A 12,486-nucleotide genomic window follows, 5' to 3' on the forward strand; every position below is an offset into this window, starting at 1 on the left:
AGGATGCGGCTCGAACTGAGAGAGATCACCAGCGACGCGGCGACAACGGCCGGCCGGCCGAAATGGTTCTTCGAACGCGGCCGGCGGACGCTTGGCCGGGCGCCCGATTGCGACTGGCAGCTGCCGGGGGACAGGCGCTCGATTTCGAAACTTCATTGCATCATCGAGCGCGACCGCGACGGCTTCCTGTTGCGTGACCAGAGCGCCAACGGCTCCCGCGTCGACGGCGTTGCCGTGCATGAAGGTCAAATCGCCCGGCTTTCCGACAGGTCGCGGCTGGAGATGGGCGGACTTGCTTTTTCCGTCCACATCTCCGGCGATAGGGACCGCGAGATCGAGGACCCCGATGCCGGGCTCGTCTTGAGCGACGAACCGTTGACCATTTCCGCGATCCTTGCCGACATCGCGCCAGGCGGGCATACCGCAAACGGCATTCTCGGTGAGCGCCCGGCCGATGGTTGGAGCCTTTCCGAACAGGCCGGCAAGAAAGGCGCGGCGTCATCCCGCAATGTCGAGATCGGCTGGAGCGGCCCCCCGGAGATTCGCATGATGACCCAGCTTCTGCCGGAAGACTGGAATTCGGAGGAGACCGAATACGGCAGCCATCTGGAACACGGCTCCGCCACCCATGTCGCAGCCCCGATCGCCCAGCGCCGGGCCGCGCCGCTGACCGACATCGTCAACGACAACGACCCGCAACCCGAATCCGAAGGTTTTGCGGCGCTGACCATCGGCCGGCCTGCAGCCCTCACCGACAGGCTGGAGCCATTGCTCGGCCGGCTCGAGGAGGCGGTCGAAAGTGCCTATGCCGTCTTCGAGATGAATGCACCGCCCCGCGGCAGCCAGCCGGACTTCCCTCACAGGGAGGAGGCACTGCTCGCCCGCATCGAGACCCTGCTCGGCCAACAACTCAAGCTCAATTCCGCGCTCGTCGCTCTCGCCCAGGCGGCGGGCCAGCTGGAGCCGCGCAGCCTGGAAGCGCGTGTCGAGACGGGCGCCTGGCGTCGGGACCGGACCTACTGGCGGGCCTACCGGGCGCAATTCGAAAAAGACGGCAAAAGCCGGTCGATCCAAGACATTTTTCGCGATGCCATGATGGCCGCGATCAACGGCAGAGATACAGGGCCTCGTCCGCAAGACAGCCAGGAAGGACAAGACGCGCATCATGAGGAATGAGAATCGGGTGGCCTGGAGCGAGGGCATGTTCCTTCGCGTGCAGCATTTTCAGCAGGCGGACCGCTGGACCGAACGGCTCGTGCGCACCGCCACGCATGGGCTGGCGCCCTATCCCTGGGGGATATCGGAGATCGGCATCGATCGCGGCGCGCTGGCGATCGGGCAGTTCGCGCTGTCGAACCTGCGCGGCGTGTTGCCCGACGGGACGCCGTTCGAAGCGCCTGTCGATGCCGACCTGCCGCCGCCGCTCGATCTCGACGAGAACACCAAAAATGCGATCGTTTATCTGGCGCTTCCCGCCCGTCAACCGGGCAAGGCCGATGTGGCATTGAACGGAGGCGCCGCGCGCAACAGCGTCCGTCTCGTCGCGTCGCCCTACGAAGCGCCCGACGCCAACGTCGAAACCGATTTCATGGCGCCGATCGATGTCGGCCGCCTCAGCCTGCGTTATCTCCGGACCGGCGACGAGCTTGCCGGCTACGAGCTGATCGGGCTTGCCCGCATCATCGAAGTCCGGTCCGACAGGGCTGTCATTCTCGATCCCGACTACATCCTGCCGAGCCTCAACTGCACGGCCGCCGGCCGGCTGAACGAATTGATCACCGAACTTCTCGGCATCGTGCGCCATCGCGCCGAAGCCATCGCCGAACGCATCGGCGATCCCACCATCCGCGGCACGGCGGAGGTCGGCGATTACCTGCTCCTGCAGATCCTCAACCGCGCCGATCCGATGCTGAAGCATCTTTCAGCCAATGCGACACGCATCCACCCGATCGTCTTTTACGAGCACTGCATCCAGCTCGCCGGCGAACTCGCCACCTTCACGACCGAACGCAAGCGGGCGAGCGATTTCCCGCCCTACCGGCACGACGACCTGAAGGCGACCTTCGCCGCCGTCTTCGACGATTTGCGCGCATCGCTTTCCTCGGTGCTCGAACAGGCGGCAGTCGCGATCGAGCTTGCCGAACGCCGGCATGGCGTCAGGATCGGCACGATCAACGACCGCACCCTGCTTCGGGATGCCGGCTTCGTGCTCGCGGTCCGGGCCGAGATGCCGGCCGAGGACGTGCGCCGCAAGCTGCCGGCGCAGATCAAGGTCGGCCCGGTCGAACGGATCGCCGACCTCGTCAACGTGGCGCTGCCGGGCATTCCCGTACGGCCGCTGCCGGTGCTGCCGCGCCAGCTCCCCTATCGCTCCGGCACCATCTACTTCGAACTCGACACCAAGAATCCGCTCTGGAAACAACTCGATACCTCCGGCGCCATCGCTGTGCATCTCGCCGGCGATTTCCCCGGGCTCGAAATCGAACTGTGGGCCCTTAGAGAATGAAGAACGAACCCGCTTCCAACTGGCAAAGCCTGCCGACCATCGTCGAACTCACCGAGGATGGCGTGAAGAAAAAGCAATCCGCCCGCAAGATGGCGGAGATGCTGGACGACGTTCTCGATTTTCCCGAAGGCGAGAAGGGGACGGCATCAGCGGCAGCGCCCATAACGGGCGGAGCATCGGTCGAAACGCTGGTGCGGGATTTCCGTTTCGGCGCCGAAGACGTGCCGACCCTGGTGCGCTCGGCCGCACCGCTGCTCAACCTCGCCCATGGCCTGCGCTACACGGAAGAGCAGCCCGATATCGATGAACTGAGAGCCGTGGCGATTGCGGCTGTCGGCCGCTACGAGCGGGATCTCGCGAGCGCGCGCATCAGTCCCGAACGGGCGCGCGCCGCCCATTATGTCGTCTGCGCGACGGTGGACGACGTCGTGCTCAGCAAAGCCTGGGGCGTGCGCGCCGGCTGGGCGCGCTCCGGTCTCGTTTCCACCTTCCATATGGACGTGACCGGCGGCGAACGTGTGTTCGACCTGCTCGACCATTTCCACCAGAGCCCCGGCGCCAACAAGGATCTGCTGCTCCTCATCTACCTCTGCCTGTCGCTCGCCTTCGAGGGCCGCACCCGCGTTTCCGCGCGCGGCGCGCTGGAGCTCGCCCGCATCCGCGACAGTCTCTATAAGACGCTGCTCGGCCAATACGGGGTCTTCGAGCGAGAGCTTTCCCCGCATTGGAAGGGGGTTTCCGCCCGGCACCAGCCGCTGCGCACCGCCGCCGCCCTTTGGACGCTGCTTTCCGTCCTGACGCTGATCCTGGCGTTCGGCTACCTGTTCTTCACGCTGTCGCTGAACCGCGCCTCCGACGGCACGTTCGAGCGCCTTGCCAAGCTGCCGCCGCGCGAGACGCCAAGCGTGCTGGTCAAGGTGCCGGAGCCGCCGCGCGCCCCTCCGCCTGTTGTCGTCGCGCAAACGCCGCCGCCTCCGCCGCCGCAGGTGAAGCCGCCGAGCCGGCTCGACAATCTGCTCGCCTTCCTCCAGCCGGAGGTCGAGAAGAAACTCGTCACGCTGTCGGATTCGAACGGCAGGCTCTTGGTGCGCATCAGCAATTCCGGCCTGTTTGCCACCGGCAGCGCCGAGGTCAGCGAGAAGTTCCACGATCTCCTGCAGCGGATCGGCGGCGCGCTCGCCGCGGAGAAATTCCGCGCCGTCGTCGTGGGCTATACGGACAATGTGCCGATCCGCACGATCCAGTTCCCATCCAACTGGCACCTGTCGGAAGCCCGCGCCAAGGCGGTCGGCGAAATTCTGGCGTCGTTCACCGGGCCGGGCGCGATCCTGACCGAGGGACGCGCCGACAGCGATCCGATCGCCGGCAACGACACGCAGGAGGGCCGGGAGATGAACCGCCGCACCGAGATCCTGGTGCTGACCGATCCGAGCGAACGGCTGAGTGAGGCCGGGTTCAAGACACCGCCGATCGAGGCCGAAAGACCGAATGCACCGGCCGCCGCCGCGGGAGGCGCTTCGCGATGAATCCCTTAAGTTATTTCTATACGCTACGCTCCTATGTGGAGGCCTATGCCGGCCTTCTCGGCCGCCGCTTCATCTCGATCATCTGGGTGGCGGCGATCTGCGTCGTCATCTGGTTCTACGGCTATCTCGCCGCCTATGGCGACTTCAAGCCGCTGGCGAGCGCCTCGGCGCGGCTGACGCTGATCGGCATCGTGCTCGCTGCCTGGCTCGCTTACCTCCTCTTCACCGTGATCCGCGACCGCCGCCGCGACAAGCAACTCGTCGAAGGGATCGAGCGCGACGCCGAGGCCGAAGCGGCGGCCAGCCAGCAGGCTGAGGTCAGCGAGATCCACGGCCGGCTGAAGGAGGCGCTGCAGCTCCTGCGCCGCATCACCAAGCGACGCTTCGGCTATATTTACGAGCTGCCCTGGTACGTGATCTTCGGCGCGCCGGGTTCCGGCAAGACGACCGCGCTTAGCAATTCCGGCCTCAAATTCCCGCTCGGCGATGCGCTCGGCAGCAATTCGATCCAGGGCATCGGCGGCACGCGCCACTGCAATTGGTGGTTCACCGACGAGGCGATCCTCATCGATACCGCCGGCCGCTACACGACGCAGGACGATCTGAACGGCACCGCCAAGGCCGGCTGGGAAGGCTTTCTCGGCCTGTTGCGCAAATATCGCCGGTCGCAGCCGATCAACGGCGCGCTGGTGACGCTGTCGATCGGCGATCTTTTGACCCGCGATGCCGAAGCGCAGCGCGAGGAAATCAGAGCGATCCGCCAGCGGCTGTCGGAGCTCGACGAACTCCTGCATGCGCGCGTGCCGGTCTATCTGCTCCTGACCAAGGCCGATCTCCTGACCGGCTTCGTCGAGTTCTTCGACGGCTTCAACAAGAGCGATCGCGAGCAGGTCTGGGGCACGACCTTCGGGCTCGACGAGAGCTACAAGGCGGTGAACCTCCCGGAACGCTTCATGGAGGAATTCACCCTGCTCCAGCAGCGCGTCGACGCCATGCTGATCGAACGCCTGCAGCAGGAGCCCAACCCAGAGCTGCGCGGCCGCATCTTCCGCTTCCCGGCCGAGCTCGTCTCTTTGAAAGAGCGCCTGCAGGAGGTCGTGACCGAGCTTTGCTCCGGGTCGAAACTGGTAGAAGCGCCGCTCTTACGCGGCATCTATTTCGCCTCCGGCACGCAGAGAGACGAGACGGTTGCCGTTCCCCGGACGCGGCGCAGCTATTTTCTCTCGCGCCTCTTCAAGGAGGTGATCTTCGGCGAGGCCTCGCTGGTCGCGCGTGACAAGCGGCTTTCCGGCCGGCAGCTGCTGTTCCGCCGGGCTGCCTACGCCGCTGCCGTGCTGCTGCTTGCCGTTGTGCTGACGAGCTGGACAGCCACCTACATCCAGAACACCACGGCGCTCGCCGCCGCCGAAAGACGCATCGATGCCTATGAGCAGCTGGTGCGCGGCGTGCCGGTGCGCGACGTTTCGGATGCCGACTTCCTGCGCATCCTGCCGGCGCTCGACAATCTCGCCGCCGTCAGCACCGATTTTTCCAAGACCCGCGTCTGGCCGGTGAGCCTCGGCCTCGACCAGGAAGGCAAGGTCGCGAGCCGCCAGCGCGAAGCCTATCAGCGGGCGCTGAACACGCTGCTCCTGCCCCGCATGCTGGTGCAGCTCCAGAAGGAGATGACCGAGACCACCGACGTCACCCGGACCTTCGACGCGCTGAAACTCTACGGCATGCTTGGCGGGCTCGGCCCGATGAATGTGGATTTCGCCTCTCTGGAAGCGGAAGACATGTTCACCAGGCTCTATCCCGACGAAGGCCGTGCCGCGGCGCGTAACGCGCTGATCACCCATGCGGGAGCTATGGAGCGCGGCGTGCTGCCGCCGATTGAGCTCGACAAGACGCTGATCGGCAAGGCGCGCGACGTCATCCGCTCGCAGAACATCGCCAGCCGCGCCTATGAGATCCTGGCGGAATACCGCGCCTCCCGCGCCCTTCCCGGCTGGAGCCCGGCCGGCGCGCTCGGTCCGCTCGGCGAACAGGCATTCGAGCGGACCTCCAAGGCGCCGCTAGGCGAGAGCATTCCCGGCCTTTTTTCCGCGACCGGCTACCGCACCGTCGTTCTGCCCGAGATCAGCGAGGCCGCGCGCGAGGCGCTCGACGAGCAATGGGTTCGCGGCGATCCCAATCCCGCCGGCGTCACGGTCGACACCGTCGCCCAGGCCACACTTCAGCTCTACTTCGACAAGTTCGATCAACGCTGGTCGACGCTGTTGACCGATATCAGGGTCAAGCCCTCGCAGACGATCAGCGACGCGGCGGAGACCACCCGCATCCTGGCCGGCAAGCCCGGCCCCGTCGAGGCGATCGCGAACTCGATCGCCGCCGCCACCGATCTGCGCGGCCCCGGCGCCGAGATCGCCTCGGCTGCCGGTGACAGTTTGACCGACTCAACCACGGCGCTGAGCAGTGCCGCCAATGCGCCCGATCCCTTCAGCAATCTGCGAGAGGCGTTGAAGGCGCCAGCCGGCCAGTCGCCGCTTCCCGACCAGTCGAAGGAGGCGCCGCGCTCGGAGATCGGACAGCTGCAACCGATCCTGCAGAGGGTACAGGAGCAGCTTTCGCGGGCGACGACCTCCACCGCCGAAGTGGCGAAAGTCTTCGACGTCGACAGCCAGCTGACCGACGCCAACCAGGACTTGCTGCAACAGGCCCGCAAGCTGCCGGCGCCGGTCGATACATGGATGGCCGGGCTCGCCGCCGATGTCGGATCGCTGGCGGTCAAATCCGCCCGTTCGCGCATCACCGACGCCTGGGCCGCAGAGGGGGCCGGCTTCTGCTCGAACGTCGTTGCCGGCCGTTATCCCTTCGATCGAAAATCCCCGCGCGACGTGGCGATGAGCGACTTTGTCAGGCTGTTCGGACCCGAGGGACTGTTCAAGACCTTCTTCAAGGAGAAGCTCGAAGCCTTCGTCGATACCAGCGCTTCGCCATGGGGCTGGAAGGGCACCTTCGGCGCGGCGAGCATTCCGAGCGCGGCGATCGCCCAGTTCGAGAATGCCGACAAGATCAACCGCGCCTTCTTCCCGGCCGGCAGCGAGAACCCGTCGATCACGATCAACATCAAGCCGGTGTCGCTGACCGATGCCGCCAGCGCGGTGATGCTGGAGATCGAAGGCGAACGCGTCGTCTATTTCCACGGGCCGATCCAGTCGAAATCGATCACCTGGCCGTCGACGGAAGCGAGCAATGCCTCGCGCATCGCCTTCCAGCCGGGCGGCTGGCAACAGGCCTTGACGGAGAACGGCGACTGGTCGCCCTTCCGGCTGTTCGACGATGCCAGCGTCACCATACAGGGCGACGATCTCTTCCGGGCAAAATTCCAGCAGGACGGCCGGGCAGCGGAGTTCGACGTACAGTTCGGTTCGGTGCTCAACCCATTCCGGCTGGAGGCGCTCGGCGCCTTCTCATGCCCGGCGCAGTTCTGAGCGGGCTGACATGAACGAGCGCGCCACCCTCGAGCGAAACCCTGCTGAAACCGACAGGATCGGCTTTTACGGCAAGCTGCCGAGCCATGGCGATTTCGTTTCGATGGGCCTCGGCCATAGCTTGCAATCTGCGCTCGATGCCTGGATGCAGGCCGGCATGCAGGCGGCGCAGCAGGAACACGGCGAGGATTGGAAACGCCGCTTCCGTTCAATGCCGGCATGGCGTTTCATCATCGAGCGCGGTCTCTGGGGGCCGGCAACCGTTGCCGGCGTGCTGCTGCCAAGTCTCGACCGCGTCGGGCGCAGTTTTCCTCTCGTCATCGCCGCGCAGCTTCATGGCTTTGTCGAGCATCCACGCCAGCTCTATCTCGACGACACGTGGTTCACGGCGGCCGAGGCGATCGCCGAAAGCTCGGCCAAGCGGGATTTCGACATCAACCATTTCACCGCAAGCCTGAAGCGGCTGAGGACCCTGCGCCCGGCCGACCTCGCGGAAAACCAGATACTGCAGAACGACGCCGCCAGCCGCGGCACGCTCTGGTGGCGGATCAGTCCCGAAGAGCGGCGCGCCAAAGGCTTTCGCGTCAGCGGCGCCCCCGAGCCCGGGCATTTTTCGAAACTGCTGCACGAAGTTTCCCCCGCCGCTTCGGCAGGCCCGCAACCCGAAACGACGGAGACACCGCGTTCCGCCGGCATCGAAGCGCCTCATCCTCTCGTCTTGCGGCACAGCCATGCCACGCACGCCGGCACGCGGCTCTCAGTCAATGCCGACGCGCTGCTCGTTTCTGAAACGCCCTCGCTCTTCGCCGTCGCCGATGGCGTCGGTGACAGCAACGCTGCCGCAGATGTCGGCAAGATCGCGGTTCATGTGCTGGCCGAAACCGCCAAACAGCAGACGATCGAAGCTTTGGTGCAGGAGATCAAGGGCAAGCTCGGCCGTGCCCACGGCCTGCTTCAGTCGGCCTATCTTTCCGAGACTCGCGAGCCGGCGGCCGCCAGTATCGTCGTGCTGGCCGCGCTGCAGGAAAGCTGCGCTCTGCTCTGGGCCGGCGATGCCCGCTGCTATCTTCTGCGGGACGGCATGATGCGCTGCCTCACCCGCGATCATGTGGAGATCGGCCTGCGGCGCACACTGTCGCGCGCCATCGGACTGCGCGGGCATCTCGTTCCGGAAGTCCTCTCCGGCGGATTGCAAGTCGGCGACCGGCTCCTGCTTTGCAGCGCGCCGCTGCCGAGCGTCGTGTCCGAGCGCAGCATCGCCGAAATTCTCCTTTCCGCAAGAATCGAAAAGGCGGCCGACATCCTCGTCCAGGAGGGACTGATCGCCAATTGCCGCGACAACCTCAGCGCCATTGTGATCGACGTGAAGACCGATGAGCCATGACCCTCCGGAAGCGGCTTTCGAGGAGATCGCGCGGCGCTTTTCGCATCTCTGGCAGGCGTTGAACAACCATGCGGATAAGGCGTATTCGCCGGACACCCGAAAGATACTGATAGACAGGGTCCGAGATGCGCTTGATCGGGGCGAGGCCCGCCTCAGTGATATGGATACCGCGATCATTGCCAACAGCTTCGTGCTGGAGACGCTGGTTCATGATGGCGCGGTCATCCAAGTCTACCGCGCCCGCCATCGCGATCTCGGAACGCTTCACGCGATCAAGATGCCGCGCCTCGAGCATGCCGACGATCCCGTGCTGAGGAAACTCATGCTGCGCGAGGCAGAAATCGGCATGGTGCTGCGCCATCCCCACATTGCCGCGACGCAAACCGTTCTGCGTCTTGCCGATGGACGCCCTGCCCTCGTCATGGAATGGATCGGAAGCCGGCTTGCGGAGCTTTTGCAGCAAAGGCCGTTATCCCCTGGCGACGTGGCCTCGCTCATGACATCGGTGTTTTCCGGCCTGGACGCGATCCATGCCGCCGGTTTCGTGCATTGCGACCTGTCGCCGCTCAACCTTCTGTCCGATGGGAATTTCTCTCGTTTGAAGATCGCCGATTTCGGCGTGGCGCTCGAGGCGGGATGCCGGCATCGCCAATTCGATCTCGCTTTTGCCGGCCGGCCGGATTTCGCCGCTCCTGAACAGACGGCAGGCGAACCGCTCGACGGACGATCCGATCTTTACGCGGCCGGGCTCCTGCTGTCCCTGTTGCTCAGCCATTGCACGGAACACGACCAAGGGTTGGAGGCTTTGGCGATCCGCCTGTCCCAACGGGATCCGCAAGACAGGCCGGAAAATGCAAAGGCCGCCTTGCATCTGCTCGGCGGCCCCACGGAACGTCCAGTCGATTTTTAGTTGCCGCTCGACCCGGGGATCGGCGCTGCGGCCGTCGGCACGCTCTTCTGGTAGACGTTGAAGAGCTTGGCGAAATCCACCAGGCTGGCATTACTGGCGTAGATGATATCACCGTCCATCATCTGGAAACGTTGCATCAGCGCCAGATTGGAAACATCCCTCATATTGACGCGGTAGATCACCGGCTTGCTGCTCACCACGACCGGCGCCGCAGTCTTGGCATTCGCCGCCGCCACCTGCGTATAGACCGGCTGATTGCGCAGCACATAGAAATTGCTGGCATCAGCCCGGTCGTCGAGCAGCCCGCCCGCCCGGCCGAGCGCCTGGGCCAGTGTCAGCCTGCCCGGCTCGAATTCGAACTCGCCGACACTCTTGAATGCGCCGAAGGCGGTGAAGGTCGGTGAATCCTTGTCGACATAGATCTGGTCGTCCGGCAGCAGATAGACATTCTGCTTGCTGTCGTCGATGACGCGCTGCAGCGGCACGGTGGCGCGCTGTTTGCCACGCATCAGCGTGACGGTGGCCGATCCCGGATCGGAGGATGCGCCGCCGGCAAGTGCGACCGCGTCGAGCACGCGCTCCTTGCGCGCGGTGAGCGGGAAGCGGCCGGCGGAGCGCACGTCGCCATTGACGGTGACGCCGCTGGAGGGTCTGTCGACCACGGTGACGACAGCCTGCGGGTTGACGGCCGAGCCCTTCAGGCCGGTGACGATGCGCGTCTGCAGCGCCTCGGTCGAGGAATCCACCACCCGCTGCTTGCCGATGAAGGGAAGGGTCACGTTGCCGGTCGAATCAACGGTGAAGCGGCCGAGATTGAGGGTCTTGCTCTCAGTCGAGGAGAAAAGCCCATCCTCGCCGGGATCGAGAATCGTCACGTCGATGACGTCGCCGCGCCTGAGCTTCGTATCGGCAAATCCGCCCGAGCGCATGGCGCTGAGCCCTAGATCGGAGGAGGCATAGGCAAGCGGGGCGGCCGAAACCGGGCCCATCGGCGCTTCCGACAATCTCACGACCGGGATCCGCTCGTTGGTTTGCGGTGAGGTGGCATTGTAAAAACCACCGGCAGTAGGGCCATCGGATGGCCGGGCGCATGCGCTAAGAACTGCGACAAGGACCAACGGCGCCAGCTTTCGCATCAGGTATCCTTTTGGCAATGTTGAGAGAATCGGAAACTATCAGGGGCAGATGACCGAGCAATACCAGTTGCACGCGAAAAATCAATTGTGACAGTTCGGAGGCCCACAACTGTGACTAATTGGCAACCATATTGGCTCTGTGGAACCAAATCCTTCGCTCGCGTATTGGCTGGGAATAGCCTTCGAATGAAGGTGGAAGCCAATGACCTTGCGCAGCAAACGAATCTACGAGCCGAAGGACGAGAAGGATGGCCTGCGCATTCTGGTCGACAGGCTCTGGCCTCGCGGGTTGAAAAAACAGGAGGCCGCCGTCGATATCTGGTTGAAGGACATCGCGCCGAGCCCGGCGCTTCGCCGATGGTTCGGACATGATCCCGCCAAATGGACGGAGTTCCAGGGCCGCTACCGGGAGGAACTCGACAAGAATTCACCTGTCGTCGAGGAACTCAGACGCCATATCGGGCAATCGGACGCCACGCTCCTTTACGCCGCAAAAGACGAGGATCACAACCACGCGATCGTGCTTCAGCGCTTTGTCGACGACGCTGACCGGCCACTGCCGCGCCGCTGTTTTGCCGTGTCAAAAATTTCCGGGAACCTTTTCGACTGATCTGCATCCAATGCTCGCTTCCAAGGGCGCACACGCTGCTGCCGGAAGACGTTCCGTCGCGACAAAAGGAGACAGATCATGTTGAAACAAATCCTCGGCGCCACCCTTATGACCGCATTGCTCGGCACCGCCTCGATTGCCGCCGATGCCAAGCCGACCGACCCGCAGATCGCCCATATCGCCTATACGGCAGGCCAGATCGACGTCACCGCCGCGGAACAGGCGTTGAAGAAAAGCAAGAATGCCTCAGTCATCGAATTCGCCAAGACGATGGAGCGCGACCACAAGACCGTCAACGAACAGGCGCTCGCCCTCGTCAAGAAGCTGAACGTGACGCCTGAAGACAATGCCGTCAGCCAGTCGCTGTCGACACAGGCGAACAAGGAACTGACGACGCTCGCCGCTCTCGACGGTGCGGCTTTCGACAAGGCCTACGTCGCAAACGAAGTTGCCTATCACAAGTCGGTCAACGATGCGCTTGCCAACGTGCTGATCCCTTCCGCTCAGAACAAGGAGTTGAAGTCGCTCCTGGAAACGGGCCTGACCCTGTTCAAACAACACCAGATGCATGCCGAACATCTCGCTTCGACGATGAAGTAGGCCGGCGATGGGCTCGCTGATGAAATCGCTGCCGCTGCTCTCCGCCCTGCTTTGGGCGGGCGCTGCCCCGGCGGCGGATTATCCGGTCATCATATCAGGCATGAAATTCGGCCCGCCGCCTGCCGGACTCAAAGTCGGCGATGTGATCGTCTGGCGAAACGATGATATATTCCGGCACACGGCAACGGCCCGCGACAAAAGCTTCGATATCGACCTGCCGCCGAAATCGGAGGGCCGCATGACAATCAGCCGAGCGGGAGCGGTCGATTTCTATTGCCGCTTTCATCCCCCCATGACGGGCAAACTGGAGGTCCGGCCATAGGCCGGACTCCGAAGGAACG

General features: G+C 64.3%; 9 protein-coding genes and 1 pseudogene. 9 read left to right on the forward strand and 1 reads right to left on the reverse strand.

What is annotated here, in order from left to right:
• The first annotated feature begins 3 nt into the window (after positions 1–3).
• From CO671_RS19005 to CO671_RS19030, 6 genes are read left to right on the forward strand one after another with little or no spacing between them, the layout of a single operon-like run.
• On the forward strand, positions 4–1,176 hold the full coding sequence (locus CO671_RS19005; RefSeq protein WP_097607203.1) for an FHA domain-containing protein: 1,173 nt from the start codon (positions 4–6) through the stop codon (positions 1,174–1,176).
• Positions 1,166–2,506: a type VI secretion system baseplate subunit TssK gene (gene tssK, locus CO671_RS19010; RefSeq protein ID WP_097607204.1), complete on the forward strand. Its 1,341-nt coding sequence runs from the start codon at positions 1,166–1,168 to the stop codon at positions 2,504–2,506. The genes CO671_RS19005 and tssK overlap by 11 nt, the downstream gene beginning before the upstream one ends.
• Entirely contained in the window at positions 2,503–4,032 is a 1,530-nt protein-coding gene (tssL, locus tag CO671_RS19015) for a type VI secretion system protein TssL, long form (protein ID WP_097607205.1), read from the forward strand. Before tssK ends, tssL begins: the two co-directional genes overlap by 4 nt.
• Positions 4,029–7,505 (forward strand): type VI secretion system membrane subunit TssM, encoded by a 3,477-nt coding sequence (tssM, locus tag CO671_RS19020; protein ID WP_097607206.1) that lies wholly within the window; start codon positions 4,029–4,031, stop codon positions 7,503–7,505. The genes tssL and tssM overlap by 4 nt, the downstream gene beginning before the upstream one ends.
• Positions 7,506–7,515: 10 nt before the next feature.
• The gene (tagF, locus tag CO671_RS19025) at positions 7,516–8,889 is read left to right on the forward strand and encodes a type VI secretion system-associated protein TagF (RefSeq protein WP_097607207.1); all 1,374 of its coding nucleotides are present in this window, start codon (positions 7,516–7,518) and stop codon (positions 8,887–8,889) included.
• Complete coding sequence (locus CO671_RS19030) at positions 8,879–9,799, forward strand: serine/threonine-protein kinase (RefSeq protein WP_097607208.1); 921 nt, start codon at positions 8,879–8,881, stop codon at positions 9,797–9,799. The genes tagF and CO671_RS19030 overlap by 11 nt, the downstream gene beginning before the upstream one ends.
• Here CO671_RS19030 and CO671_RS19035 read toward each other — a convergent pair.
• The gene (locus CO671_RS19035; protein ID WP_097607209.1) at positions 9,796–10,935 is read right to left on the reverse strand and encodes a polysaccharide biosynthesis/export family protein; all 1,140 of its coding nucleotides are present in this window, start codon (positions 10,933–10,935) and stop codon (positions 9,796–9,798) included. The genes CO671_RS19030 and CO671_RS19035 overlap by 4 nt on opposite strands.
• Before the next feature lie 202 nt (positions 10,936–11,137).
• Here CO671_RS19035 and CO671_RS19040 point away from each other — a divergent pair.
• The 3 genes and pseudogenes from CO671_RS19040 to CO671_RS19050 form a co-directional block, all read left to right on the forward strand.
• Positions 11,138–11,473 (forward strand): annotated as a pseudogene (locus CO671_RS19040) (DUF488 domain-containing protein); the annotation flags it as partial.
• Positions 11,474–11,623: 150 nt separating this feature from the next.
• Complete coding sequence (locus CO671_RS19045) at positions 11,624–12,145, forward strand: DUF4142 domain-containing protein (protein WP_097607211.1); 522 nt, start codon at positions 11,624–11,626, stop codon at positions 12,143–12,145.
• A 7-nt stretch (positions 12,146–12,152) separates the two neighbouring features.
• On the forward strand, positions 12,153–12,467 hold the full coding sequence (locus CO671_RS19050) for a cupredoxin family copper-binding protein (RefSeq protein ID WP_097607212.1): 315 nt from the start codon (positions 12,153–12,155) through the stop codon (positions 12,465–12,467).
• Positions 12,468–12,486 lie beyond the last annotated feature (19 nt).

The organism is Rhizobium sp. M10, assembly GCF_002531955.1.
GTDB classification, from domain to species: Bacteria; Pseudomonadota; Alphaproteobacteria; order Rhizobiales; family Rhizobiaceae; genus Rhizobium; species Rhizobium etli_C.